Annotated in this window: 26 protein-coding genes; 15 read left to right on the forward strand and 11 right to left on the reverse strand. The window is 63.0% G+C overall.

Annotated elements, in window-relative coordinates; genetic code table 11:
• Positions 1-53 precede the first annotated feature (53 nt).
• Together SPBM01_RS01205 and SPBM01_RS01210 are read left to right on the forward strand one after the other, a co-directional pair.
• The gene (locus SPBM01_RS01205; RefSeq protein ID WP_188063639.1) at positions 54-719 is read left to right on the forward strand and encodes a PadR family transcriptional regulator; all 666 of its coding nucleotides are present in this window, start codon (positions 54-56) and stop codon (positions 717-719) included.
• Position 720: 1 nt separating this feature from the next.
• Complete coding sequence (locus SPBM01_RS01210; RefSeq protein WP_188063640.1) at positions 721-999, forward strand: DUF2218 domain-containing protein; 279 nt, start codon at positions 721-723, stop codon at positions 997-999.
• A 35-nt stretch (positions 1,000-1,034) separates the two neighbouring features.
• Here the strand turns inward: SPBM01_RS01210 and SPBM01_RS01215 are convergent, their stop codons facing one another.
• Together SPBM01_RS01215 and SPBM01_RS01220 are read right to left on the reverse strand one after the other, a co-directional pair.
• Positions 1,035-2,165 carry a carboxypeptidase family protein gene (locus SPBM01_RS01215; protein WP_188063641.1) on the reverse strand — a complete coding sequence of 377 codons (1,131 nt, stop codon included), beginning with the start codon at positions 2,163-2,165 and terminating at the stop codon, positions 1,035-1,037.
• The gene (locus tag SPBM01_RS01220; protein ID WP_188063642.1) at positions 2,162-2,758 is read right to left on the reverse strand and encodes a hypothetical protein; all 597 of its coding nucleotides are present in this window, start codon (positions 2,756-2,758) and stop codon (positions 2,162-2,164) included. Before SPBM01_RS01220 ends, SPBM01_RS01215 begins: the two co-directional genes overlap by 4 nt.
• Before the next feature lie 210 nt (positions 2,759-2,968).
• Here SPBM01_RS01220 and ykgO point away from each other — a divergent pair, with 210 nt between their 5' ends.
• Positions 2,969-3,094 (forward strand): type B 50S ribosomal protein L36, encoded by a 126-nt coding sequence (gene ykgO, locus SPBM01_RS01225; protein WP_004210176.1) that lies wholly within the window; start codon positions 2,969-2,971, stop codon positions 3,092-3,094.
• A gap of 305 nt (positions 3,095-3,399) precedes the next feature.
• Here the strand turns inward: ykgO and pyk are convergent, their stop codons facing one another.
• Entirely contained in the window at positions 3,400-4,851 is a 1,452-nt protein-coding gene (gene pyk / locus SPBM01_RS01230) for a pyruvate kinase (RefSeq protein WP_188063643.1), read from the reverse strand.
• A gap of 114 nt (positions 4,852-4,965) precedes the next feature.
• On the opposite strand from pyk, the gene SPBM01_RS01235 reads away from it, so the two are divergent.
• The 4 genes from SPBM01_RS01235 to ruvC all read left to right on the forward strand — a co-directional run bounded on the left by SPBM01_RS01235 (position 4,966) and on the right by ruvC (position 6,938).
• On the forward strand, positions 4,966-5,265 hold the full coding sequence (locus SPBM01_RS01235) for a DUF1244 domain-containing protein (protein WP_188063644.1): 300 nt from the start codon (positions 4,966-4,968) through the stop codon (positions 5,263-5,265).
• Between the two features lie 39 nt (positions 5,266-5,304).
• A complete protein-coding gene (locus SPBM01_RS01240; protein WP_188063645.1) occupies positions 5,305-5,547 on the forward strand; it encodes a DUF2312 domain-containing protein in 243 nt (80 codons plus the stop codon).
• 124 nt (positions 5,548-5,671) lie between these two features.
• The gene (locus SPBM01_RS01245; protein WP_188063646.1) at positions 5,672-6,415 is read left to right on the forward strand and encodes a YebC/PmpR family DNA-binding transcriptional regulator; all 744 of its coding nucleotides are present in this window, start codon (positions 5,672-5,674) and stop codon (positions 6,413-6,415) included.
• A gap of 31 nt (positions 6,416-6,446) precedes the next feature.
• Positions 6,447-6,938: a crossover junction endodeoxyribonuclease RuvC gene (gene ruvC / locus SPBM01_RS01250; RefSeq protein ID WP_188063647.1), complete on the forward strand. Its 492-nt coding sequence runs from the start codon at positions 6,447-6,449 to the stop codon at positions 6,936-6,938.
• Between the two features lie 4 nt (positions 6,939-6,942).
• Here the strand turns inward: ruvC and SPBM01_RS01255 are convergent, their stop codons facing one another.
• Genes SPBM01_RS01255 through SPBM01_RS01265 form a run of 3 tightly spaced genes read right to left on the reverse strand, consistent with a single transcriptional unit; the run spans position 6,943 to position 10,064 of the window.
• Positions 6,943-7,662: a dienelactone hydrolase family protein gene (locus SPBM01_RS01255; RefSeq protein ID WP_188063648.1), complete on the reverse strand. Its 720-nt coding sequence runs from the start codon at positions 7,660-7,662 to the stop codon at positions 6,943-6,945.
• A gap of 11 nt (positions 7,663-7,673) precedes the next feature.
• Complete coding sequence (locus SPBM01_RS01260; protein WP_188063649.1) at positions 7,674-8,672, reverse strand: 50S ribosomal protein L11 methyltransferase; 999 nt, start codon at positions 8,670-8,672, stop codon at positions 7,674-7,676.
• A gap of 57 nt (positions 8,673-8,729) precedes the next feature.
• Positions 8,730-10,064: a methyl-accepting chemotaxis protein gene (locus SPBM01_RS01265; RefSeq protein ID WP_188063650.1), complete on the reverse strand. Its 1,335-nt coding sequence runs from the start codon at positions 10,062-10,064 to the stop codon at positions 8,730-8,732.
• A gap of 198 nt (positions 10,065-10,262) precedes the next feature.
• On the opposite strand from SPBM01_RS01265, the gene sdhC reads away from it, so the two are divergent.
• From sdhC to sdhA, 3 genes are read left to right on the forward strand one after another with little or no spacing between them, the layout of a single operon-like run.
• Positions 10,263-10,658 (forward strand): succinate dehydrogenase, cytochrome b556 subunit, encoded by a 396-nt coding sequence (gene sdhC, locus SPBM01_RS01270; RefSeq protein WP_188063651.1) that lies wholly within the window; start codon positions 10,263-10,265, stop codon positions 10,656-10,658.
• Entirely contained in the window at positions 10,658-11,047 is a 390-nt protein-coding gene (gene sdhD, locus SPBM01_RS01275) for a succinate dehydrogenase, hydrophobic membrane anchor protein (RefSeq protein ID WP_188063652.1), read from the forward strand. Before sdhC ends, sdhD begins: the two co-directional genes overlap by 1 nt.
• A complete protein-coding gene (gene sdhA / locus SPBM01_RS01280) occupies positions 11,047-12,849 on the forward strand; it encodes a succinate dehydrogenase flavoprotein subunit (RefSeq protein WP_188063653.1) in 1,803 nt (600 codons plus the stop codon). Before sdhD ends, sdhA begins: the two co-directional genes overlap by 1 nt.
• Positions 12,850-12,903: 54 nt before the next feature.
• Here sdhA and SPBM01_RS01285 read toward each other — a convergent pair whose 3' ends face one another.
• From SPBM01_RS01285 to SPBM01_RS01300, 4 genes are read right to left on the reverse strand one after another with little or no spacing between them, the layout of a single operon-like run.
• Entirely contained in the window at positions 12,904-13,200 is a 297-nt protein-coding gene (locus SPBM01_RS01285; protein WP_188063654.1) for a type II toxin-antitoxin system RelE/ParE family toxin, read from the reverse strand.
• Positions 13,197-13,436 carry a type II toxin-antitoxin system ParD family antitoxin gene (locus tag SPBM01_RS01290; RefSeq protein ID WP_188063655.1) on the reverse strand — a complete coding sequence of 80 codons (240 nt, stop codon included), beginning with the start codon at positions 13,434-13,436 and terminating at the stop codon, positions 13,197-13,199. The genes SPBM01_RS01285 and SPBM01_RS01290 overlap by 4 nt, the downstream gene beginning before the upstream one ends.
• Positions 13,437-13,467: 31 nt before the next feature.
• The gene (locus tag SPBM01_RS01295; RefSeq protein WP_188063656.1) at positions 13,468-13,926 is read right to left on the reverse strand and encodes a vgr related protein; all 459 of its coding nucleotides are present in this window, start codon (positions 13,924-13,926) and stop codon (positions 13,468-13,470) included.
• Positions 13,923-14,426, reverse strand: a complete 504-nt coding sequence (locus tag SPBM01_RS01300; RefSeq protein WP_188063657.1) for a copper chaperone PCu(A)C — start codon at positions 14,424-14,426, stop codon at positions 13,923-13,925. Before SPBM01_RS01300 ends, SPBM01_RS01295 begins: the two co-directional genes overlap by 4 nt.
• Before the next feature lie 174 nt (positions 14,427-14,600).
• On the opposite strand from SPBM01_RS01300, the gene dnaK reads away from it, so the two are divergent.
• Positions 14,601-16,499 carry a molecular chaperone DnaK gene (dnaK, locus tag SPBM01_RS01305; protein WP_188063658.1) on the forward strand — a complete coding sequence of 633 codons (1,899 nt, stop codon included), beginning with the start codon at positions 14,601-14,603 and terminating at the stop codon, positions 16,497-16,499.
• A gap of 126 nt (positions 16,500-16,625) precedes the next feature.
• Positions 16,626-17,759 carry a molecular chaperone DnaJ gene (gene dnaJ, locus SPBM01_RS01310; protein ID WP_188063659.1) on the forward strand — a complete coding sequence of 378 codons (1,134 nt, stop codon included), beginning with the start codon at positions 16,626-16,628 and terminating at the stop codon, positions 17,757-17,759.
• Positions 17,760-17,819: 60 nt separating this feature from the next.
• Here dnaJ and SPBM01_RS01315 read toward each other — a convergent pair whose 3' ends face one another.
• A complete protein-coding gene (locus tag SPBM01_RS01315; RefSeq protein ID WP_188065499.1) occupies positions 17,820-19,031 on the reverse strand; it encodes an amino acid permease in 1,212 nt (403 codons plus the stop codon).
• Between the two features lie 280 nt (positions 19,032-19,311).
• On the opposite strand from SPBM01_RS01315, the gene SPBM01_RS01320 reads away from it, so the two are divergent.
• From SPBM01_RS01320 to SPBM01_RS01330, 3 genes are all read left to right on the forward strand, one after another.
• Positions 19,312-20,091, forward strand: a complete 780-nt coding sequence (locus SPBM01_RS01320; protein ID WP_188065500.1) for a metallophosphoesterase — start codon at positions 19,312-19,314, stop codon at positions 20,089-20,091.
• Between the two features lie 110 nt (positions 20,092-20,201).
• The gene (glmS, locus tag SPBM01_RS01325) at positions 20,202-22,025 is read left to right on the forward strand and encodes a glutamine--fructose-6-phosphate transaminase (isomerizing) (protein ID WP_188063660.1); all 1,824 of its coding nucleotides are present in this window, start codon (positions 20,202-20,204) and stop codon (positions 22,023-22,025) included.
• On the forward strand, positions 22,022-22,183 hold the full coding sequence (locus tag SPBM01_RS01330) for a hypothetical protein (RefSeq protein WP_188063661.1): 162 nt from the start codon (positions 22,022-22,024) through the stop codon (positions 22,181-22,183). The genes glmS and SPBM01_RS01330 overlap by 4 nt, the downstream gene beginning before the upstream one ends.
• Positions 22,184-22,186: the final 3 nt, after the last annotated feature.

Here is a 22,186-nt window from a genome sequence, read left to right on the forward strand (position 1 = left end):
TATGCTCTTTTTAAGATATATCTCAATGCATCATGAAGCATATGAAAGACATAATGATGCATTTTCCTCATTCTCATCGCGGCGGCCATGGCGGCCGTCATTTTGGCGGACATGCCAGCATAGGGCGCGCTGCCGCGCCTGATGGTTTTGGCCGCGGCGGCTTTGGCGGCGGGCGCGGTGGTCCGTTCGGCGGCGATCCCTTTGGCGACGAGGGCGTGCGCGGCGGTGGCCGGGGCGGACGTGGCGGTGGCGGCGGGCGTAGGCGCCTGTTCGATAATGAAACGCTGCGCCTGATCCTTTTGAAGCTCATCGCCGACGAACCGCGCCATGGCTATGAACTGATCCGCGCGATCGAAGCACTATCGGGTGAAGTCTACGCCCCCAGCCCCGGCGTGGTCTATCCTACGCTGACCCTGCTGGCCGACATGGACCTGATCGTCGAACAACCGGGCGAAGGCAGCCGCAAACTTTTTGCCATCACCGATGCCGGCCGTGCGCAGATCGAGGAGCGCAAGGCGGCGCTCGACCTGGCGCTGGCGCGATTGACGTCGCTGGCCGAACGCGCGGATCGGGTCGATGGCGCTCCCGTGCGCCGCGCGCTCCATAATCTGCGCATCGCCATCCAGCACCGGCTTGAAAAGGAAGGCGCGGATAACCAGACCATGTTCGACGTAGCATCGTTGATCGACGAAGCCGCTACGAAGATCGAAAGGCTCTGACATGACCCTGACCGCACAGGTGCCGACCACGAACGGCAGCCGCTATCTCCAACAGCTTTGCAAGCATTGGAGCCACAAGTTCGAAACGGATTTCGGCCCGGAACAGGGCTTTATCGCTTTCCCTATGGGACCGATCCGCATGGCGGCCAGCGAAAATGCGCTGTCGGTGACGATCGAGCCGAACCCGGACGTCGATGTCGACAGGTTCAAGCAGGTCGTTGCCGATCATCTCGACCGCTTCGCCTTCCGCGAAGCACCGCTGCCGTTCGACTGGAAATAAACTGCGCGTTCCCGCCTTTGCGGGAACGCGACTGTTCAAATATCCTCGATCATCTCCGCCAGCACGGCCAGGCAATCCTTGGCCAACTGCATGGAGCGTGCGGGCGACCAGCCATAATCGGCGTCGGGCAAGTCGTCATTGTCCTTGAACGGCATTTCCAGCGTCATCGCTACCGCGCCGAACCGTTCGGCGACCTGATTGGTCGACATGGAAAGGTTCGCCCGGCCCACGCCTGCCACCGGATAGCCCAACCGCGTCTGAAAATCGGGCGTGCGCGCAGCCAGCGTGTCGCGATAGCGGTGATAGAGCGCCAATTGCTTGTCGGTGATCGACGGGATCCCCTCAAAGCCTGCAATGAACACGGCGGGGATGGCTTCGTCGCCATGCACGTCGATTGCCAGGTCCACGCCCGTTTCGTCCATGGCGTTGCGCACGAACAACACTTCCGGGCTGCGGTCCGCCGTAGGCTCGTGCCATTCGCGGTTCAGGTTCACGCCCACCGCATTGGTGCGCAAATGGCCCCGGCGGCTGCCGTCCGGGTTCATGTTGGGGACCAGATGGATCGTCGCCTTCTGCCTTAACAGCCGGGCAACCGAGTCATCATCGTCGGTCAGGCGTTCCAGCGCGCCTTCCATCCACCATTGCGCCATCGATTCGCCCGGATGCTGGCGGGCATAGAGCCAAACCTGCTTCGGCCCGTCGCCAATGGTCAGCAGGTCGATCGGCTGGCCGTCCAGCGTCAACCCCAGTTCGCGGTGCGCAACGCCCGGCTGGCACGCGGCAAAGGCGATCAGGTCATGATGCCGTTCCATCGAATAGGGTGCAAAATAGGCGACCCAGACGGGGTTGGCATCCGGCGACAGGCGGATGGTCAATGTGCCGTCGGCATAGCTGGTGTCCGCCAGCAGCCAATTTTCCCGATCCTCGCTCACCCGCGCGCTATAGTTCAGCCATCCATCGGGATAAGCCGACCCCGCACAATTGACGATCGCCAGTTCGACTTCCCGCCCGGCCGCGCCCGCGACCCGGAAATGGAACCATTGATAAAAGTCGCTTTGATGATCGGTCACGATTTCCAGCTCGGCGCGCACGCCGCTTGGCTTGTCGGTGATCGAAAGGATGTTGATGTTGCCGCTGTCAAAGCCGCTGGAAATGGAAATGCTCATTTGACGGTTATAGTGCGGCCTGATTCCCCCGGATAGCCCCCGATCAGCGCAGCCGACAGCTTTTGCGCGGCGGTCACCGGCTGCGCGTCGGCGCTGCCCTGCCGCGCCTGCGTCATGGCGCGGCCTTCCCATATCACGGCCGAATCGGCACGGCGGCGCAACTGGATCTGCAATTCCGTGGTCACCATGTCCTTGGGCTTGCCCGACAGGTTGATGCCGATGCCAAGCCCCAGCCCGGAACCACCTCCGCTACCAATGCCGCCACCCACGCCCACGCTCACTGGCCGGTCGTTGCGCGGCGCGCCGGTCGGGCGGAAGCTGCGGCGGAACGCCACCTGCGCGACATAGTCGCTGGCCGCGGGCGCAGCGGCGGTGGTGAAGCCGACGCGCTGCCATTCCTGCGCCACGGCGGCGGCATAGGTGCGAAATTCCAGGCTGATGTCGGGATTGCCCGGCATTTCCTCCACCGCGATCGTGCCACTGCGCGCGGGGTCGCCGACATGGAAGCGCGTCACTTCCACACGCGGCGCAGCAGCGGCGCTGGCGCCGATCGGCAGGGCAAGGCAGGCGGCAAGGATCAGGCGCTTGGACATGATGTTTCTCCGATAGGGCTTTGATCGCTAAAACGACGCGGCCGACATATTCCCTTCAACGCTTCAAGCCATCCACTTGCTGCATCGGGGATGAACGGTTGGCAAAAGCTGCGCAAAAGAGCGTCCCCACACTTGACTTTGGACCGTGCCACCCATAGGGGCTGCGCTTCAATTTTCGATCATAATCAGATTCATCAAAGGCTGACTTCCATGAAGATCCGCAACTCGCTCAAGTCGCTCAAGGGCCGTCACCGGGACAACCGCGTGATCCGTCGTCGCGGCCGCACCTACGTCATCAACAAGACGAACCGCCGTTTCAAGGCCCGCCAGGGCTGATCCGGCAATGGGGACCGCCGCCGCCATCCTTGGTGTCGGCAATGTTCCCTGTCACTGGAATCTGCGAATTCTCCATAAGCGCCTGATCCTTCGCGATCGGGCGCTTGATGCGTTACTGCGTCCAATCGGATATTTCGGCAGCGCAAGATGGTTTTGACTGGTGAGGGATCTCGCCGGGCCTGTCGCGCTGCCTCATATCCTGTAAAGCCGCGCTGCTCGTCCCTCCCCCTGCGCGGAGGGGCCATGGCAGCCACATCTTCACCGGCATAACCGGCAAGATGTGGCCACCCACAGCCTGTCAGGCTCTAATCGCGCCCTTTAAGCTCGTCGCCGCGCACCGCCGCTACATGCAGCACATTGGTCGATCCCGGCGTGCCAAAGGGGACACCGGCCAGCACAACGATCTTGCCGCCCTTTTCGGCCATGTCATGGCGCAACGCCATGCGCCGGGCCTTGCCGATCATTTCCTCGAACGTGCCGATGTCCTTGGTGCGAATAGCATGGACGCCCCATGTCAGGCCCAGCTTGCGTGCGGTGTCGGTGCGCGGGGTCAGCGCCAATATCGGGGCAGAGGGTCGCTCACGCGCCACGCGGCGCACCGTGCTGCCCGATGAGGTGAAGCAGGTGATGACACTGGCACCGACGACCGACACGATATTCCCTGCCGCTTCGGCCAGCGCGTCGGCTGTGGTCGGATCGGGTTTGGTTTCGGTAAAGTGCAGCCGCGCAAAATAGCCCGGATCGCGCTCCACGCTATGGGCGATGCTGTCCATCATCGTCACTGCCTCGACCGGCCAGTCGCCCGCCGCCGTTTCGGCCGACAGCATGATCGCGTCCGCCCCGTCATATACTGCCGTCGCCACGTCGGACACTTCGGCACGGGTGGGGGAGGGCGATTTGATCATCGATTCGAGCATTTGGGTCGCCACCACGACCGGGCGGCCCATACGCCGCGCCGTCGCCACGATCTGCTTCTGGAGCGGCGGGACGGCCTGTGGCGGCAATTCGACGCCCAGATCGCCACGCGCCACCATCACGCCATCGGCCAGTTCGATAATCTCCTCCAGCCGCTGCACGGCCGACGGCTTCTCGATCTTGGCCATCAACGATCCATAGCCGCCCATCAGCTTGCGCGCCTCGGCCAGATCCTCCGGCCGCTGGACGAAGCTCAATGCGATCCAGTCGCAGCCCTGTTCGATCGCAAAGCTCAGATCGCGCCGGTCCTTCTCGGTCAGCGCAGGCACTGGCACGACAACATCGGGTACATTCACCCCTTTGCGATTAGACAGCGCACCGCCGACCTCGACGATCGTGTCGATGCGATCCTCGCCAATCGCCTTGACGCGCAGCACCAGCTTGCCATCGTCCAGCAACAGCCGCGTTTCCGGCACCAGCGCGGCGTAGATTTCGGAGTGGGGCAGGTTGACCCGCCGTGCATCACCGGGCGTTTCGTCGCGGTCCAGAATGAAGGATGCGCCTGTTTCCAGAATCGCCAATCCCTTCTCGAACGTGCCGACGCGCAGCTTTGGTCCCTGAAGGTCGCCCAATATGGTCGTAGGCCGCGCAAATTCCTTTTCCAGCGCGCGGATGATGGCGATGCGTGCGGCATGATCCTCATGCGTGCCATGGCTCATATTGATGCGGAAGGCATCGGCCCCGGCGACGAAAAGCGCGCGAATCATTTCGGCAGTGTCGCTCGCGGGACCAAGCGTGGCAAGGATGCGGACCATGCGCGAACGGGGGGGTAATCTTGTCATGTCGTCTCCTGACCGTCTGACGCCTCCGGCTTGCCTCACGGCCTTGCCTGTGCGTCGTTATGGGTTATCCGTGCTGCACGACAGGATGATGTAGATCAGCGAAAGGCTCCGCCAATGTCCGATAGCATACTCACAGATGCGGTTGCCGCAACTGCCTTCCGCCGCCTGGTCATGCATTTACAGCATCGAACGGACGTCGAAAATATCGACCTGATGGGGCTGGCGGGCTTCTGCCGCAACTGCCTGGCCGACTGGGTGGCGGAAGCCGATGGCACATTGGGCCGCGAGGAAGCACGGGAAATCATCCACGGTATGCCCTTTGGCGAATGGAAAAGCCGTTATCAGGGCGAAGCCACCCCGGCGCAGATCGCGCGGATGAAAGAGAGTGTGGCGAAGAACGCCGACAATCACTAGGACGCGCTCCAACCGATTCACATTCACCGGAGATATCCCATGAGCGAAGACAACGTCGCCGCCGACCAGCTACGCCTTCTGATCGAGCGCATCGAGCGGCTGGAAGAAGAAAAGAAGGGCATCGGCGACGACATCAAGGACGTCTATCTGGAAGCCAAATCGACCGGCTACGATCCCAAGATCATGCGCCAGATCGTGCGCCTGCGGAAAATGCAGCCCCACGACCGGCAGGAAATGGAGGCCATCCTCCAGACCTACCTGTCCGCGCTGGGCATGGAGTAATCGGGGTTTCCGGGCTGGCGCTGTAAAGCGGGGCCAGCCCGCCCGCTTGCGTGCGAGTTGCGCGCGCAGGCAGCGCTCGCTAGAGAGCGCGTTCATGTTTCACAGATAAGTCAGGGAGAAGGCCGTGGCCGGCCATTCCAAATTCAAGAACATCATGCATCGCAAGGGCGCCCAGGACAAGAAGCGCTCCTCGATGTTCTCCAAATTGTCGCGCGAAATCACCGTCGCGGCCAAAATGGGTATGCCCGACCCGGACATGAACCCGCGTCTGCGCCTGGCGGTCAACGCGGCCAAGGCGCAGTCGATGCCCAAGGATAATATCCAGCGCGCCATCGACAAGGCGAGCAAGGGCGACACGGAAAATTACGAAGAAGTGCGCTATGAGGGCTATGGTCCCGGCGGCACCGCCATCATCGTCGAGGCGCTGACCGACAATCGCAATCGCACCGCCACCAACGTCCGCACTGCCTTTTCCAAAAATGGCGGCAATCTGGGCGCGTCCGGCGCGGTCAGCCATGGCTTCGACCGCATGGGCCTGATCACCTATCCGGCCAGCGCGGGCGACGCCGAAGCGATGTTCGAAGCAGCGCTGGAAGCGGGCGCGGAGGACGTATCGTCCAACGAGGACGAGCATGAAATCTGGACCGCGATGGACGCGCTCCACGAAGTCGCCAAGGCGCTGGAAACGGCGTTGGGCGCAGCTGACAGTGCCAAGCTGGCCTGGCGTCCGCAGACGATGGTCGAAGTGGACGAAGCCAATGCGACGAGCCTGCTCAAGATGGTCGATACGCTGGAAGACGATGACGACGTCCAGACCGTCTGGGGAAATTACGAAGTCTCCGACGAAGTGATGGAGAAGCTGGGTTGATGATCCTGCCCTCTCCCGGCGGGAGAGGGTTGTGATCCTCCTTGGCCTGGACCCCGGCCTTGGCACGACCGGCTGGGGGCTGATTGCGGCTGACGGCAATCGGCTGACGCATCTGGGCAATGGTCAGATAAAGACCGATAGCAAGATGGCGCTGGCGACGCGCCTGCTGGCGCTCGACCTCGCTCTGACCGACCTTATCCTCGAACATCGGCCCGACGGTGCGGCGGTCGAGGAAGTGTTCGTCAACGTCAATCCGCAATCGACGCTGAAACTGGGGCAGGCGCGCGGCGTCATCCTGCTCAACGCGGCGCGTTCGGGCATGGAAGTGGGCGAATATGCTGCGCGGCTGGTGAAGAAATCCGTCGTCGGCGTGGGCAATGCGTCGAAGGATCAGGTCCACGCCATGGTCGCGCGACTGCTACCCGGCGCAAAGATCGCCGGGCCTGATGCGTCCGACGCCTTGGCCGTCGCCATCACCCACGCCCATCATCTGGCGAGCGCCCGGCGCATCCCGACGCGCTGAAAGATTATCTGAACAATTCGCCCAGAAAATCGGCCATCGCGCGAAAACTCCGGCGGTCGGCGTCCGGGCTGTAGGCCAGCCCCTTTTCCGGCATGTTGACGGCTTCGTCGGTAAAGGCATGGCCAGTGCCGCCATAGGCGTGAATCTGCCAGTCGCAGCCCGCATCGGTCAGTTCGCGCGCCAGCCCGACCGTAGCTTCCGGCGACGCGAACGGATCGTCCCAGCCATGGCAGATGAGCAGTTTCGCGCCGATCGTCGCATTGGGGAAAGGCGGCGCTTCATAAATGCCATGGAAGCTGACGCCGCCTGCAATGTCGGCACCCGCGCGGGCCAGATCCAGCACGCATTTGCCACCAAAGCAGAAGCCGATCGCGGCCGTCCAGGCGGCGTCCACGGCGTCCAGCCCCTTCAACACGCCATGCGCCGCCTGCGCCCGATCGCGCAACAGCGCCCGGTTGGCGTTCAGCACGGCCATATAGCGCCCGGCTTCGGGGTCAGCCCGCGTCGTGCGCTTGCCCTGTCCATAAACGTCGGCGACCAGCACGGCATAGCCCAGCGCTGCGACCTTTTCCGCATAGGCGAAATCCGCTTCCTTGGTCCCCAGCACATTGGGGAACAGCAGGACACCGGGCTGGGGCGCGCTGGCCGCAGCATCGAACACGGCCATGCTTTCGAAGGGGCCGTCCGGTCCGTCATGCAGGATGATCTGGCGAGTAATGGCCATGGGAACGCTCCTTAGATACTGCCGAAACCGGGGGCTTCGCCGCGTGCGGCCGGGTCTATCCGGCGCGGGCGTTTCCACCCGATGCTGGGCCGTTTGCGCAGGCGCAGCGTCGGCCAGTCGCCTCGGTCGCCCCGTTCGGCCAGCCGCATCCCCTGCGCGCGATAGGCGGCCAAAACCGCATCGGCCTGCTCGTTCAACAGGCCCGCCAGCAGGATGGTCCCGCCATCCTCCACCAGGGCGCAGAGCGAGGGGGCGAGTTCGATCAGCGGTCCGGCCAATATATTGGCGATCAGCAGGTCATAGGGCGCGCGCCCGACGATCGCGGCATGATTCGCCCCGGCGGCTGTCACCAGCGCCAGTTGACCCTTGCCGCTGCCCAGTTTTACCCCGTTCAAACCGGCATTTTCGCCACTGATTTCAACGGCGACCGGATCGATGTCCGATGCGATGGCATAGGCGCGGGGCCACAGGTTCAGGGCGGCAAAGGCAAGCAGCCCGGTGCCGGTGCCGATGTCGGCGATATTGGTGAAACGCATCCCCACACGCCGCATCCGGTCGAGCATGGTCAGGCATCCGGCGGTCGTTTCATGCTGGCCGGTGCCAAAGGCGCGACTCGCTGCGATCAATATGTTCACATGCCCTGGAAGTTCGGGATCTTCGGCCAGATTGCGCACATGAAAACGCCCGGCGGTGACAGGCTCCAGCCCTTGCTGGCTGATCGTCACCCAATCCGCGTCGGGCAGCGCCTCGACCAGCGGTTTGGCGCCCGCAGCGCTCGGCACCATCGACCGCAGCAATTTTATCGCGGCGGGGCTGGGTTTGCCCTCGAAATAGGCGTCGAGCTGCCACTTGTCCTCGTCATCGGGCGCAGCTTCGCTGGTCATCAGCACCGGCGGACGATCCATCAGGGCAAAGGCGGCAATATCGCCGTCCAGCGCTTCGGCTTCGGCGCGGGTGCAGGGCAGGGTGACTTTCCAGCTTTGGGGGGCTGGTGTGGCAACATCATTCATGCCGCCGCCTTTAGCCGAGCAGCGGGAGCAGGGGAAGCGGTGCCTTTTTGGAGGACGTCAGGCGACCTGTCGGCCGAAGTCGGACGAGGCATGGCGCAGGCTGGCCAGCTTGCCTTCGACGCTGACGAAGCCACGCTCCAGCTGGTCGATTTCCGACGCGACGACTTCGGTGTCCTGCCGGATCGCCGAAATGGTGGTCGACATCGAATCGGCGGCCAGCGCGGTTTCATCGACGGCGGCGGTAATCATGGTGACAGTCTGCGCCTGCGCGTCCATCGCATGGCGGATTCGGTCGGCGCTGGCCTGCACTTCGCCTACCGTGTCACGGATGCGTTCGTTGGTTTCGACCGACTGGCGCGTCGATGCCTGAATGTCGGCGATCCGCCCGGCGATTTCGTCGGTGGCGCGCGCGGTCTGATTGGCCAGGCTTTTGACTTCCTGCGCCACCACGGCAAAGCCGCGCCCGGCGTCGCCCGCACGGGCCGCCTCGATCGTGGCGTTAAGGGCCAGCAAATTGGTTTGCCCGGCAATGTCGCGGATCAGGCCCAGGATCGATTCGATCGACTTGGCATGTTCGGACAGGGTGGCGGACATGGTGACGGCTTCGCCCGACTGCCGCGCCGCGCGCTGGGACACGTCGGCCGCGCCCTCCACTTCGGTACGGGCATCTTCGATCGCGCGGATCAGCCCGGCGGAAGTGCGGGCCGCTTCGCGCATGGCGAGGGCGGATTGTTCGGCGGCGGCCGCGACTTCGGACGCCTTGCCCAACATGCCGCGCGTGGCGGCGGACGCATCGCGCGCCTGTTCACGCAGCGATTCGCCCAGCTTCGACGCGCCGTCGATTTCGCCGACGATGCGCTGCTCGAACAGCGTGCCGTAACGCTGGCGCTCGATTCGCTGGGTTTCGGCCAGGTCGTTGGACAGGACGTTGCTCATGAAGCCCGAATCGAGCATCGAGATATGCAGCATCGCGCGCAACAGGCGGCGGCAACGCGGTTCGTCGTCGCGGCAATGATCCCACAACAGGTCGGTGACCCGTTCGTTCGCGGCGGCAACGGCGGTCAGCACCGACCGCACCGACACGCCATGCTTGCGCGCGTGGCGCACGCAATCGGCGGCGGAACGCGCCCAGCGTGCATCCTGAAAATGGAGGAGCTTCTGTTCGACATAATTGCGCGCTTCGGATTCGATCCGCCTGATCGCGGGTCCGCTCAACTGTTCGCGCAGGCCCGTGTCGCGCATATAGGCGGTGAAGAAAGTATTCCCCACGCTATCGAGTTCATCGGCGATCAGCGTGCCGATTTCGCGGGCATCCCGCGCGATCATGCCGTCGGGATCGAAATCCTTGACATAGTCCGAGGTGGCAAGGGCGGCGGAAGCGGTGGACGACATCTGTGAACTGCCCCTGTTGATGGCATGATCGGATAATGGAGCGACCCTAGCGTGATTTGGTTAACCACTTCTTATGCCGCGACCGAAGGGGCGCCGGACACGGACGTTGGTGCATCGCACTTTCCCCAGCTTGCCCTCTGGATGGATCGCTCCTAAGGGGATCGGACTTCAAGGGACATATCAGGGACAAGGGTAGACATGGCGCGATCCAACAGCCGGCCGCTCTCGCCGCATTTGACGATCTGGAAATGGGGACCAGCAATGGCCGTTTCCATCATGCACCGCGTGACCGGCAACGGGCTTGCGACCGCCGGTGCGCTGGGCCTCATCTGGTGGCTGATGGCCGCTGCGACCGGGCCGGAAGCCTATGCGACTTTCATCGCCTGCGCGACGTCGCCTTTGGGCTATCTGGTCATGATCGGCCTTTCCTGGTTCTTCTTCCAGCATCTGTTTTCCGGCCTGCGCCATTTCGTGCTGGACATGGGCGCAGGCTATGAACTGCGCAGCAACAAGAGCTGGTCGCTCGCCACCTTCGTAGCCTCGTTGCTGACGACCGGCTTTGTCTGGCTTTACATCTTCGGAAAGGCGTTCTGATGGGCAACGGAACTGGTATCGGCCGCGTCCGTGGCCTTGGCTCCGCGCGGCATGGCGCGCATCACTGGCTGGCCCAGCGTTATACCGCCGTGGGCAATCTGCTGCTGACGCTGTGGCTGCTGTTCAGCCTGCTCAGCCTGCCCGGCCTTGATTATGACAGCGTCGTGCTGTGGATATCCAACCCGGTGGTGGCGGTGCCGCTGATGCTGATGGTTGTCAGCATTTTCATGCACTTGCGCCTTGGTATGCAGGTCATGTTGGAAGATTATGTCCACGACAAGGGACTGGCCTTCTTCTCGATGCTGCTGCTCAATTTCTATGCCTTTGGCGGCGCGGCCGCAGGCGTTTTTGCGATCGCCAAGATCGCCTTTACGGGGGTCGTCGAATAATGACGCAAGCCTATAAGATCATCGATCATACCTATGACACTGTCGTCGTGGGGGCGGGCGGTTCGGGCCTGCGCGCGACCATGGGCAGCGCTGAAGCGGGTCTCAAGACCGCCTGCATCACCAAGCTGTTTCCCACCCGGTCGCACACGGTTGCGGCGCAGGGCGGCATCGCCGCGTCGCTGGGCAACAACTCGCCCGACCACTGGACCTGGCACATGTATGACACCGTCAAGGGGTCCGACTGGCTGGGTGATCAGGACGCGATCGAATATATGGTGCGCGAAGCGCCTGCCGCCGTGATCGAGTTGGAACATGCCGGTGTGCCGTTCAGCCGGAACGAGGACGGGACGATCTATCAGCGGCCCTTTGGCGGTCATATGCAGAATATGGGTGCTGGCCCGCCGGTGCAGCGCACCTGTGCTGCCGCCGACCGTACCGGCCATGCCATGCTGCACGCGCTCTATCAGCAGTCGCTGAAATATGACGCCGACTTCTACATCGAATATTTCGCCATCGACCTGATCATGGAAAATGGCGAATGTCGCGGCGTGATCGCGCTGTGCATGGAAGATGGCTCGATCCATCGCTTCCGCAGCCACGCGGTCGTGCTGGCGACGGGCGGCTATGGCCGCGCCTATTTCTCGGCCACATCGGCGCACAGCTGCACCGGCGACGGCGGCGGCATGGTGCTGCGCGCGGGCCTGCCTTTGCAGGATCTGGAATTTGTGCAGTTCCACCCGACCGGCATTTACGGCGCGGGCGTGCTGATCACCGAAGGCGCGCGGGGCGAGGGCGGCTACCTCACCAACTCCGAAGGCGAGCGTTTCATGGAACGCTATGCCCCCTCGGCCAAGGATCTGGCGTCGCGCGACGTCGTGTCCCGCTCGATGGCGATGGAAATGCGCGAAGGGCGTGGCGTTGGGGAGCATAAGGATCATATCTTCCTGCACCTCGACCATATCGATCCCAAGGTATTGGCCGAACGCCTGCCCGGCATCACTGAAAGCGGCAAGATTTTCGCGGGCGTGGACCTCACCCGCCAGCCGTTGCCGGTGACCCCGACCGTTCACTACAACATGGGCGGCATTCCCTGTAACTATCATGGCCAGGTCGTGACCAAGGTCGGCGACGATCCCGAAGTGATCGTGCCGGGCCTGTTCTCGGTCGGCGAAGCGGCCTGCGTGTCGGTCCATGGCGCCAACCGCCTCGGCTCCAACTCACTGATCGACCTTGTCGTGTTCGGGCGGGCCACGGGCCTGTTCCTCAAGGACAATCTCAAGCCCAACGCACCGCACAAGCCGTTGCCTGCCGACGCGGCCGATCTGGCGCTCTCGCGCCTCGACCACTACCGCAACGCCAGCGGCAGCACGCCGACGGCGGACATCCGTCTCGACATGCAGCGGACCATGCAAAAGCACGCTGCCGTGTTCCGCGACAGCGCGCTATTGTCGGAAGGTGTCACGCAGATGCAGGCCGTCAACAAGCGGTTGCAGGACGTCAAGGTTTCGGATCGCTCGCTGATCTGGAACACCGACCTTATCGAGACGCTCGAACTCGACAATCTGATGTGTCAGGCGATCTGCACGATGGAAGGCGCCGAAGCGCGCAAGGAATCGCGCGGCGCCCATGCGCACGAAGATTTCCCGAATCGCGACGACGATAACTGGATGAAGCACACCATCAGCTGGTTCGACGGCTGGGGCGGTTCGGGCGGCAAGGTGACGCTCGATTATCGTCCAGTCCACGACTATACGATGACCGACGAAGCGGAATATGTGAAGCCCAAGGCGCGCGTATACTGATCCGCGATCGGGATTGAGACATGGAAAAGGGCGGGCCGCAGGGTCCGCCCTTTTTTATTGCAATTTTGGTGGATGATCCGCGCGTTGATGCAGGATGCGGACTATTTCGATGCCCGTCCCGCCATGACGATAATAAATATTGTGCCGTTCAACGCGGAATTTGCGGTATCTGCTGCGAACATCGTTGATTGGGCTGCCAATGCCGGGAAAAGCAGCGATCAGGTCAATCGCATCGGCAATCGCAACCAGATAGGCCTTGGCTTGCGACGCGCTCCACTCCGCTTGCGTATAAGTCGAGCTTTCCGTCAGATCATGTTCGGCAGCAACTGCAAAACTGACGGCAATTCTCACGTCTCTGGAAACCGGCGATCAATCCACGCGCGCATATCAAAATCGGGCAGCACGCCACTTTCTTCACCTGCGATCAACGCCGCTCGCAGGCTCTCCAGCTTTTCCTCTTCCATTTCCAGCAGTCGCAGGCCCGCACGCACGACCTCGCTGGTCGATCCGAACCGGCCCTCGGCTACCTTGCGCTCGGCAAAGGCACGAAAATGATCGCTCAGGGCGACGGATGTAGATTTGCTCATCGCGACATATTACCCGATTTGGGTAACCGCTTCAACCAAAGGGCAACAGCCCGTCATACACGTCCAGCCCTGGCTTCCCCGCCACTGCAACCCCCTGCCGCAACAGAAAGGCATGGCGCACGATCTCGGCCTGCTGCTCGATGCCATAGCACTCGAACGGCCGCCCCGGCACGACATCATAGCCATAGCGGCAAAAGGGATGGCGCATAAGCGGCAACCACCATTTGCCCGACCGCTGCGCCTGCCACACATGCGTCATCTCATGGATGAAATGCCCCTGAATATGCAGCGGGCTTTCGCAAAAATCCGCGCAGAACAAGCCGCCTTTGGGATGAAACCACAGGTCGCCATCGGGGGCCATCGTCACGCCGCGCGGCTGTAACGGCCACCATTTGGCTTCATGCACCCGCACCCGTCCATAATCGATCGCGGCCCCGAACATAGCCCACGCCAGGGCGACTTCATCGGACGTGAGGCACCGGCTGCTCAATGGCCGTCATGCTCGCCCGGCTTGGCCTCCGCCGCGCCCCCATCCGCGCTCGCGCCTGCTGCTTCGGGCTTGCGGATCACGGCGTCCACCAGCAATCGGTCGCCATTGCTCATCAAAAACGTCATCTGCATCTTGCCCCGCCCGATCGCGGTGTCATTGACGCCCCACAGCATCAGATGCTTGCCGCCCGGCGCGAAAGCGACCTCGCTTTTGGGTGGCACGTCCACGCTGTCGATCGGCTTCATCGTCATGACGCCGCCTTCCTGCACGCTTTCATGCATTTCCACCTTGAGCGCATAGTCGGTCAGCACGCCGCGCAACTGCACCCCCGCGTCGCCGCCATGCACCACGAAATAGCCGGCCGACGGCGTTTCCTTGTTGGGGGAAAGGCGAATCCATGCCTGATCGACATAGCTGGGTGCCGGGTCGCCGCACGCGCTGAGCGCAAGGGGCAGGGCCAGCGGCGCCACAAGGGCGATAAGGGCGAAGGGCGCGCGCATTGGTCACTCCATGACTGTCTCGTTTCCGGTCGATGACACAGGTAATGAACGCTGGTTCTTGTGCCAAGCAAAAGCACGCCTATATGCCCGATGCAGACCGGCCTTGCCTTGGCGCTTTCGTGAGGTATGGGGCCGTCAACCGCTGAATGAAATTTGGGGTTCAAAGAGGACACAATGGCAAAAGTAATTGGTATCGACCTTGGCACCACCAACAGCTGCATCGCCGTGATGGACGGCGGTAAGCCCAAGGTTATCGAAAATGCAGAAGGTGCGCGCACCACGCCGTCGATCGTCGCCTTCGCCAAGGATGGCGAGCGTCTGATCGGTCAGCCGGCCAAGCGTCAGGCCGTCACCAACGGCGACAACACGATCTTTGCGGTCAAGCGCTTGATCGGCCGCCGCTTCGACGATCCCATGACCAAGAAGGACATGGAACTCGTACCGTATGACATTGCAAAGGGTCCGAACGGCGACGCATGGGTCAAGGCCGGTGGCGAAGATTACAGCCCGTCGCAGATCAGCGCCTTCATCCTGCAAAAGATGAAGGAAACCGCCGAATCCTATCTGGGTGAAACGGTTACGCAGGCAGTCATCACCGTTCCTGCCTATTTCAACGACGCCCAGCGCCAGGCGACCAAGGACGCCGGCCAGATCGCCGGTCTTGAAGTGCTGCGCATCATCAATGAACCGACGGCGGCGGCGCTGGCCTATGGCCTGGACAAGCAGGACGGCAAGACGATTGCGGTCTATGACCTTGGCGGCGGCACGTTCGACATCTCGATTCTCGAAATCGGCGATGGCGTGTTCGAAGTGAAGTCGACCAACGGCGACACTTTCCTTGGCGGCGAAGATTTCGATGCCAAGGTCGTGCAATTCCTGGCCGACGACTTCAAAAAGACCGAAAGCATCGACCTGACCAAGGACAAGCTTGCCCTCCAGCGTCTGAAGGAAGCCGCTGAAAAGGCGAAGATCGAGCTGTCCTCGGCCCAGTCGACCGAAGTCAATCTGCCCTTCATCACTGCCGACCAGAACGGTCCCAAGCATCTGGTCAAGACGATCACCCGCGCCGATCTGGAGCGTCTGGTCGCTGACCTGATCAAGCGGACGATGGAACCGTGCAAGAAGGCAATGGCCGACGCTGGCGTTTCGGCGAGCGAGATCAGCGAAGTCGTTCTGGTCGGCGGCATGACCCGTATGCCTAAGGTGCGCGAAGCCGTGAAGGAATTCTTCGGCAAGGAACCGCACACCGGCGTCAACCCTGACGAAGTGGTCGCTATGGGCGCCGCCATTCAGGCAGGCGTGTTGCAGGGCGACGTCAAGGACGTGCTGCTGCTGGACGTGACCCCGCTGTCGCTGGGCATCGAAACGCTGGGCGGCGTGTTCACGCGCATGATCGACCGTAACACGACGATCCCTGCCAAGAAGTCGCAGATGTATTCGACGGCCGACGACAATCAGCAGGCCGTGACGATCCGCGTGTTTCAGGGCGAACGGGAAATGGCGGCGGACAACAAGATCCTGGGCCAGTTCGACCTGCTCGGCATTCCGCCCGCACCGCGCGGCGTGCCGCAGATCGAAGTCACGTTCGACATCGACGCCAACGGCCTGGTCAACGTGTCGGCCAAGGATAAGGGTACTGGCAAGGAACAGCAGATCCGCATCCAGGCGTCGGGTGGCCTGAGCGATTCGGACATCGACCAGATGGTCAAGGATGCCGAACGCTTTGCCGAAGACGACAAGAAGCGTCGCGAATCGGCCGAAGCCAAGAACAACGCAGAAAGCCTGGTCCACACGACCGAAGCACAGCTGGCCGAACATGGCGACAAGGTCGATGCAGCCCTGAAGGGTGAGATCGAAACCGCAATCGCGGCGACCAAGTCCGCCATCGAAGGCGGCGACGCCGAAGCGATGAAGGCCAAGGCGGCGGAACTGGCGACCGTAGCCATGAAGCTGGGTCAGGCGATCTACGAGAAGGAGCAGGCTTCGGCTGCGGCTCCGGGCGGTGAAGCGCCCAAGGCCGACGACGATGTCGTCGATGCCGAATTCTCCGAAGTGGACGACAACAAGGCGTAAGCCGATGCTGCCTGTTCTCCGTCATTCCAGCGGAAGCTGGAATCTCTCTTCTTCTGCCCCGGTGCGAGAAGATAAGAGAGACCCCAGCGTTCGCTGGGGTGACGGAAAGGGGTCGCCGGGGGCGATATGACAACCGAAATCGACTATTATTCGCTGCTCGAAATCGAGCGCACCGCCGATGGTGCGCAGGTCAAGAGCGCCTATCGCAAGCTGGCGATGAAATATCACCCGGACAAGACCGGGGGATGCACCGACAGCGAAGCCAAGTTCAAGGCCGTGTCGCAGGCCTATGAGTGCCTGAAAGACCCGCAGAAGCGCGCGGCCTATGATCGCTTTGGCCATGCTGCCTACACGCAGCAGGAACAGGGCGGCGGCGGTCCGCGCCCCGGCGCGGGCGGCTTCTCCGACCTTGGCGACATATTCGAAACCATCTTCGGCCAGTCCGGCTTTGGCGGCGGTGGTGGCGGTCGCCAGCAGCAGCGCCGTGGTGCGGACCTGCGCTACGACCTCGAAATCAGCCTCGACGAAGCCTATCATGGCAAGCAGACCGAGATTCAGATCGAAGTGTCCACCGCCTGCGACACTTGCGAAGGGTCGGGCGCGCAGCCCGGCACCGGGGCCAAGACCTGCGGCACCTGCAAGGGCCATGGTCAGGTCCGGGCGCAGCAGGGCTTTTTCGTGGTCGAACGCACTTGCCCGTCCTGTCATGGCGCGGGCCAGGTTATCGAAAGCCCGTGCCGTTCCTGCCGGGGCGAAGGCCGGGTGGACAAGCCCAAGACGCTGTCGGTCAATATTCCCGCCGGCGTCGATGAAGGCACCCGCATCCGCCTGTCGGGTGAGGGCGAAGCGGGCGCGCGGGGCGCACCGGCTGGCGACCTCTACATCTTTCTGCATGTGAAGCGCCATTCGCTGTTCGAGCGGGACGGCACGACTCTGTTCTTCCGTGCGCCGGTCAGCTTCACCACGGCGGCGCTGGGCGGAACGATCGAAGTGCCGGGCCTTGATGGCGGACGGCATGAGATCAAAATTCCGGTCGGCATCCAGTCTGGCAAGCAGATTCGACAGCGCGGCGCAGGTATGCCGGTGCTGAACGGGCGTGGGCAGGGCGATCTCGTCGTCCAGATCGATGTGGAAACGCCGACGAAACTGACGTCCAAGCAAAAGGAATTGCTGGAAGCCTTCCGCGAAACCGAAACGGGCGAAGAATGTCCGCAATCGACAGGTTTTTTCAGTAAAATCAAAGACTTGTGGACAGATTGAAGTAATTGCTCACAACGCCAGCGCGGGCCGCTTAAATCCTCCCCTTGCAGGGGAGGATTTTCAGATCGATCGTCCCCGCCGCGCCCACCAGTAGAATGGCAGGCCCGCCGCCATCAGCAACAGGCTCGACCCGCTGGCCACGATCCCTGCGCCCCACAAAGTCCACAGCGCGTAACCCAGCCCAACGATCGCGACCGGAACGACCAGCCGGAACCGCATACTCGCCAGCGCACAGCCGACATAGAGCCACAAGGTCGCTGACGTCGCCAGCAACGCCATCGCCGTGAACAGCGCCACCAACCCCTGCAAGCTGTTGGCGATCAGCAACAGGCTCGCCAGCACCGTCGAGAGAATCAGCCCGCGCACCGGCGTTCCCTTGGGCGTAGTGCGCGCCAGCCAGCGCGGCAATTCGCCCGCCCGCGCCATCGCCAGCGGCACTTCCCCCATCAACAACGTCCAGCCGTTCAGCGCGCCAAGGCAACTGACGACCACGAAGATCGCGACATAGCGCGCCGGTTCCGCCGACCAGTAATGGCTGACGAACGCGCCGAAAGGCGACCCGGTCTGGGTTTGGGCGGCGGGCAGGGTCAGCGCTATCCCCGAACAGACGAACAGATAGATCAACCCTGTCGCTGCTGTCCCGATCAGCGTCGCACGCGGGATGGTGCGCGCCGGGTCGCGCACCTTGTCGGCGGCGACGCTGGCCGATTCGAACCCCATCAGCGCCCATAGCGTCAGCGCGGCCGACGCAGTGATGCCCGCGCCGGTAAAACCCTCCGCCGGGAAAGGCGCGACCTGCGCGCTGGCATCGGACAGGATCATCACCAGCAGGACCAGCACGACGAGGATCGGGATCAGCTTGACCACCATCGTGGCGATCTGCGTCATACCTGCCGCCCGCGCGCCGATCAGGCTGATTGCGGTCGTCGCCCACAGGAACCCGATCGAACAGAGCGCCCCCGCGCCGGGCCTGGCCAGTACCGGCAGGATGCTGGACAGGTTAGCCGTTGCTGCCACGGCAATGGTGACGTTGGTGATGATGATCGACAGCCAGTAGATCCAGCCGATCGCAAAGCCCGCCAGCGGCCCGAACGCGCGTGCGATCATCTGCGACGCGCTGGCGTCGGGCATCGCCACGGTCAGCCGCGCAATGACGAAGGCCAGCATCATCGACCCGCCGATCGTGAACACCCAACCGGCCACTGCGTCCCATCCGAACGCCGCAAGCGATGCAGGCAACAGGAATATGCCCGACCCGATCATATTGCCCATGACCAGCGCAATGCACGCCGCCAGGCCCAGCGTGCGCGCGGGCGTATCCTTTACGGCTATCAATCCTGCCTCCCCCAAGCGCCTCGATCCATCAGCCTACAGCGGCCATCCCGTCCTGCCTAGACATGCAAAAGGGTTTGACGATAGCGTGCAAACCGGCTTCCAGCGGGCAGCATCCAACTGCGCAAGGGCGCCTGTGACCTTCCTTCGCCACCATCCGATTTTTGTCGCGCTACTGTCCATCTCGCTGTCGCTTTTGGCGGTCGCGGCATGGCTGGTGATGAACGCCAGCGCCATGCCACTGGTGCGGCGGGCGGACATAAGGCTGCCCTTTCCGGCGGACGCGCCGCAGCGCCCGGTCACGGTCGCGCTGCTGACCGACACCCATCTTTCGGGACCGGACAACAGCCCCGACCGCATGGCCCGTATCGTCGCGCAGATCAACGCGCTGCACCCCGACCTCATCCTGCTGGGTGGCGATTATATCGGCGATGCCAAGGGCGGACGCATCTATGATGCCCATGCCAGCATCGCGTCCTTTGCGGCATTGCGCGCGCCGCTGGGCGTCGTGGCCGTGCTGGGCAACCATGACAGCCGCAGCAAATTCAACCTGCGCGCCATCAGCGAGGCGGACTGGCGCGCGGCCTTCATGCGGATCGGCATCACTCTGCTGGAAGATGGCGCGGTCAGGCGCGGCCCGCTGGCGATCGGCGGCCTGCGCGACATCTATACCCGCAGGATTCACATCCCCGCGACGCTGGCTGCCATGGCGCAGGTCGGCGGTGCGCCGGTCATTCTGTCGCATGGGCCGGATGTGTTTCCCTTGCTGCCCGACGCTGCGTCGCTGACGCTGGTCGGCCATACCCATTGCGGGCAGGTGGCGCTGCCCTTTGCCGGTATCGTCTATGTGCCTTCGCGTTATGGCACGCGCTATGCCTGCGGCCAGTATCGGCTGGGCGCGCGGCAGATGATCGTGGCGGGCGGGGTGGGGACCAGCGGCCTGCCGATCCGTCTGCTTGCGCCACCCGACATCTGGCTCATCACCATTCGCCCGCGCTAAGGGAAATCTCCGCACCCCCCTGTTGCCGGTGCGGCATTAATGGCATGGCCATTTTCGTGACCTATAGGTCGCGATACTTATGGCTATCGGGTGCGACGGGGCTTTCCTTCATGTGCGGAATCATTGGAATTATCGGCAAGGGCGACGTGGCCGAACGGCTGGTCGACGGCCTCAAGCGCCTCGAATATCGCGGCTATGACAGTGCCGGTGTCGCCACCGTGTATCAGGGCGCGATCGAACGTCGCCGGGCCGAAGGCAAACTCGCCAATCTGGTGAACGAACTGCACGACGCGCCATTGCCCGGCACCACCGGCATTGCCCATACGCGCTGGGCCACCCATGGCGCACCGACGACCAGCAATGCCCACCCCCATGCGACGGGCGAAGTCGCGCTGGTCCACAATGGCATCATCGAAAATTTCAAGCCGTTGCGGGCCGAATTGATGGCGCGCGGGCGCATCTTCGACAGCCAGACCGATACCGAAGTCGTCGCCCATCTGGTCAGCGAACTGGTGGAACAGGGCGCGTCGCCGCGCGATGCCGTGCGCCAAGTGCTGCCGCGCCTCCATGGTGCCTTCGCGCTGGCCATCCTGTTCCGCAGCCATCCCGACATGCTGATCGGTGCGCGGCTGGGTTCGCCGCTGGTGGTCGGCTATGGCGATGGCGAAACCTTCCTGGGGTCTGACGCGCTGGCGCTGGCCCCGCTGACGCAACGCATCGCCTATCTGGACGAAGGCGACTGGGTCGTCATCACGGCGGACGGGGCGGAGATTTTCGACAAGGATAACAATCCTGTAGAACGCCCCGTGACCCTGTCGGGCGTGTCGGGCGCGATGATCGACAAGGGCAATCATCGCCACTTCATGCAGAAGGAAATTTTCGAACAGCCCGTCGTCGTCGCCCAGACGCTGCGCTCCTACCTGCGTCGGATGGAAAATCAGGTGGCGATGCCGGACATGGATTTCGATCTTGGCCAGGTGAAGCGAATCACCATCGTCGCCTGCGGCACCAGCTATTATGCCGGTCTGGTCGCCAAATATTGGTTCGAAAAATTCGCCCGCGTCGCCGTCGACATCGACGTCGCCAGCGAGTTTCGCTATCGCGAGCCAGTGCTGGAGCCGGGCGGCCTCGCGCTGTTCATCAGCCAGTCGGGCGAAACTGCCGACACGCTCGCTGCGCTGCGCCACGCCAAGGCGGAGGGGCAGATCATCGCGGTCGTCGTCAACGTCCCCACCAGTTCCATGGCGCGGGAAGCCGACCTGTTGCTGCCCACTCATGCCGGGCCGGAAATCGGCGTCGCTTCGACCAAGGCCTTCACTTGCCAGTTGGCCGTGCTGGCGGCGTTGGCGGCCAATCTGGCGCGGGCCAAAGGTCGCCTGACGCCGGAAGAAGAATCCGAAATCGTCTGGCACCTGTCCGAAGCACCCGCCGCGCTGAACGAAGCGCTGGCGCGGGACAGCCAGATCGAAGCGACGGCGCAGCTGATCGCACCCGCGCGCGACGTCCTCTATCTGGGGCGCGGGCCGGATTATCCGATGGCGCTGGAAGGCGCGCTCAAGCTCAAGGAAATCAGCTATATCCATGCAGAGGGCTATGCGGCGGGCGAAATGAAGCATGGCCCGATTGCGCTGATCGACGATGCCGTCCCCGTCATCGTCATCGCGCCGTCAGGACCGCTGTTCGAAAAGACCGTCAGCAATATGCAGGAAGTGCAGGCGCGCGGTGGCAAGGTCGTACTGATTTCCGACGCGGAAGGCATCGCGCAGGCGGGCGAAGGCTGCATGGCGACGATCGAGATGCCGCAAGTCCATCCGCTGATCGCGCCTTTGGTCTATGCCGTGCCGGTGCAATTGCTCGCCTATCATGTCGCGGTCGCCAAAGGCACCGATGTCGATCAGCCGCGCAATCTGGCGAAGTCGGTGACGGTGGAGTGAGCCTCTGGGGCGCGCTTGGATTTGGCGCGCTGTTTCTGGCGCTGATGTGGTGGAACGACCTAACGCGTAAGCGGAACGGGCGTGAGGGCGGCGACGCGGGCGTTTCCGGCGGCGACGATGGTGGTGATTGCGGCGGTGGCGACGGCGGCGGAGACTGACCG

Source organism: Sphingobium sp. KCTC 72723, assembly GCF_014280435.1.
Classification (GTDB): domain Bacteria; phylum Pseudomonadota; class Alphaproteobacteria; order Sphingomonadales; family Sphingomonadaceae; genus Sphingobium.

Bases quoted from the DNA above. Each gene is read 5' to 3' on its own strand.
- SPBM01_RS01205 (WP_188063639.1), top strand. From the start codon at position 54: ATGATGCATTTTCCTCATTCTCATCGCGGCGGCCATGGCGGCCGTCAT.
- SPBM01_RS01210 (WP_188063640.1), top strand. From the start codon at position 721: ATGACCCTGACCGCACAGGTGCCGACCACGAACGGCAGCCGCTATCTC.
- SPBM01_RS01215 (WP_188063641.1), bottom strand. From the start codon at position 2,165: ATGAGCATTTCCATTTCCAGCGGCTTTGACAGCGGCAACATCAACATC.
- SPBM01_RS01220 (WP_188063642.1), bottom strand. From the start codon at position 2,758: ATGTCCAAGCGCCTGATCCTTGCCGCCTGCCTTGCCCTGCCGATCGGC.
- ykgO (WP_004210176.1), top strand. From the start codon at position 2,969: ATGAAGATCCGCAACTCGCTCAAGTCGCTCAAGGGCCGTCACCGGGAC.
- pyk (WP_188063643.1), bottom strand. From the start codon at position 4,851: ATGACAAGATTACCCCCCCGTTCGCGCATGGTCCGCATCCTTGCCACG.
- SPBM01_RS01235 (WP_188063644.1), top strand. From the start codon at position 4,966: ATGTCCGATAGCATACTCACAGATGCGGTTGCCGCAACTGCCTTCCGC.
- SPBM01_RS01240 (WP_188063645.1), top strand. From the start codon at position 5,305: ATGAGCGAAGACAACGTCGCCGCCGACCAGCTACGCCTTCTGATCGAG.
- SPBM01_RS01255 (WP_188063648.1), bottom strand. From the start codon at position 7,662: ATGGCCATTACTCGCCAGATCATCCTGCATGACGGACCGGACGGCCCC.
- SPBM01_RS01260 (WP_188063649.1), bottom strand. From the start codon at position 8,672: ATGAATGATGTTGCCACACCAGCCCCCCAAAGCTGGAAAGTCACCCTG.
- SPBM01_RS01265 (WP_188063650.1), bottom strand. From the start codon at position 10,064: ATGTCGTCCACCGCTTCCGCCGCCCTTGCCACCTCGGACTATGTCAAG.
- sdhC (WP_188063651.1), top strand. From the start codon at position 10,263: ATGGCGCGATCCAACAGCCGGCCGCTCTCGCCGCATTTGACGATCTGG.
- sdhD (WP_188063652.1), top strand. From the start codon at position 10,658: ATGGGCAACGGAACTGGTATCGGCCGCGTCCGTGGCCTTGGCTCCGCG.
- sdhA (WP_188063653.1), top strand. From the start codon at position 11,047: ATGACGCAAGCCTATAAGATCATCGATCATACCTATGACACTGTCGTC.
- SPBM01_RS01290 (WP_188063655.1), bottom strand. From the start codon at position 13,436: ATGAGCAAATCTACATCCGTCGCCCTGAGCGATCATTTTCGTGCCTTT.
- SPBM01_RS01300 (WP_188063657.1), bottom strand. From the start codon at position 14,426: ATGCGCGCGCCCTTCGCCCTTATCGCCCTTGTGGCGCCGCTGGCCCTG.
- dnaK (WP_188063658.1), top strand. From the start codon at position 14,601: ATGGCAAAAGTAATTGGTATCGACCTTGGCACCACCAACAGCTGCATC.
- dnaJ (WP_188063659.1), top strand. From the start codon at position 16,626: ATGACAACCGAAATCGACTATTATTCGCTGCTCGAAATCGAGCGCACC.
- SPBM01_RS01315 (WP_188065499.1), bottom strand. From the start codon at position 19,031: ATGGGCAATATGATCGGGTCGGGCATATTCCTGTTGCCTGCATCGCTT.
- SPBM01_RS01320 (WP_188065500.1), top strand. From the start codon at position 19,312: ATGAACGCCAGCGCCATGCCACTGGTGCGGCGGGCGGACATAAGGCTG.
- glmS (WP_188063660.1), top strand. From the start codon at position 20,202: ATGTGCGGAATCATTGGAATTATCGGCAAGGGCGACGTGGCCGAACGG.